The organism is Pseudomonas sp. P5_B2 (genome assembly GCF_056400445.1).
Map to the genome: position 1 here is coordinate 1 of NZ_JBFULH010001227.1, position 832 is coordinate 832.

The window sequence follows — 832 nt, forward strand, 5'->3', positions numbered from 1 at the left end:
GAGTAATCCCAAGACAAAAGATGCGCCAGTAAATCCTTTGTCTCCCCACCTGCGGAATTGCCTGAACTCCTAACGCCGGTGATGAGTAGGCCCAATGCAAAAAAAGCAAGAGCTCCGTTAACTAAACCTCCCGCCAACAAGCCTGCACGAATCACCAACCCCTTGAGTTTTGTACCGTGATGATCGACGTCGCGAATCGCTTGCAGCACTCGCCACCCGGCGAAGGCTAGCAAACCAGCCACCACTAGCCCGACCAGAACATATCCGAATGGCTGGCTTAACAACGCCTCAAGGCTTTTGTGGCTGTCCTTCGGTTTTGTCGAGTCTTGAGCCGCCAGCAGAGCGAAGATACCAATGATCAGATACAGAACACCTCGAGCGGCATATCCGCCACGAGCGAGTACGACAAGGGTGTGTTGAGCGGACATTGGATTATTTCCGAGGAGTGATACAGGAGCAGACCTATCGCTGGGGGAGGGGTTCGATAAAGGTCGATGTCTTCACACTCAGAATGGTCAATCAGGCGTCATGAGTGTTGCCGCCGCCGCCGAATTGACCCATGCCGAGATACTTTTTTCAGAGAGGGTCGGCCCTGTATGTAGGCCAGAAAGGGTAGAGATGTGGTTCGGCAAAAAAAGACGGACTCTGCTCTCTTCCGCCTTACTGCTTCAGACTAATAGCCGACCTACGGCTTGGCAGGAGTGGGCTACAGCAAAAGGACTACCTAATCCTGCTAGGGAAATGCAGTCGTTTGAACATTTTTACTTCAGCATTCAGGCGGCTATCGCAGGTCTAGGAGTCGCCATCGGCCCGTGGCATTTGGTACGCGACG

Annotated in this window: 1 protein-coding gene and 1 pseudogene; one reads left to right on the forward strand and one right to left on the reverse strand. The window is 53.1% G+C overall.

The annotated features are described in order from the left end of the window. Positions 1–428 (reverse strand): DUF1206 domain-containing protein (locus AC1DRJ_RS30385; protein WP_477805371.1); only part of this gene is annotated, 428 nt, incomplete at its 3' end. Between the two features lie 130 nt (positions 429–558). Between AC1DRJ_RS30385 and AC1DRJ_RS30390 the strand changes: the two are divergent. Beyond that, a pseudogene (locus tag AC1DRJ_RS30390) lies at positions 559–832 on the forward strand (type 2 periplasmic-binding domain-containing protein); the annotation flags it as partial.